1 pseudogene is annotated in these 705 nt (G+C 67.9%); it reads right to left on the reverse strand.

Annotation, left to right across the window (positions count from 1 at the left end):
• A pseudogene (locus JCM25156_RS26450) lies at window positions 1–705 on the reverse strand (glycine--tRNA ligase subunit beta); the annotation flags it as partial.

Below are 705 nucleotides of genomic sequence, written 5' to 3' on the forward strand. Positions count from 1 at the left end.
CTGACTGCCCAGGGCGGCGTGGAACACGATGCGTTCCAGCGCGGGCACCCGGCTTTCCAGCGTGTGGGCGCGGTCCAGATCCCAGAAATGGCGGGCATCGGCAAAGCGGGCGCGCAGGACGCGCTCGTTCCCGGCAATGGTCAGCGCGCCACCGTCGCGTGGCAGCAGATTGGCCACGAAGGCGAAGCGGGGGGCCGCCGATCCATCCGCGTTGCGCAGCGCGAAATAGCGCTGGTTCACCCGCATGGAAACCTGCATCACCTCGGGCGGCAGGTCCATGAATTCGTCATCGATCCGGCCAAGGAAGGGAACCGGCCATTCGGTCAGGCCCGCCACTTCGTCAATCAGGCCGGGATCGGCCACGACATTCAGCTTCCTCACCCGCCAGGCGGGCCACGCCCTCGGCAATCAGGGTGCGGCGGGCGGCGGCGTCGGGCTCCACCTCATGCGCGCGCAAGCCGTCCAGCCACGTTTTGGTGCTTGTGACGGCAAACGCGCCGGGCCTGGTGAAGCGGTGGCCTTCGGTCAGGTTGCCCGAACGCAGGCCGTGGCCGTTATCATCGCCTTCCGCCAGCGTGAAATCGACCGTCTCCCCATCAAGGATACAGACAATGCGGCGCAGCGGGCGCACCCAGGTAAAGGCGCTGCCTTCGCCCCAGCGCATGGATTTCGGCCACGGGAAGCGGCGCAGCAGGCCGGGCAGCA

It is taken from the genome of Komagataeibacter kakiaceti JCM 25156 (assembly GCF_000613305.1).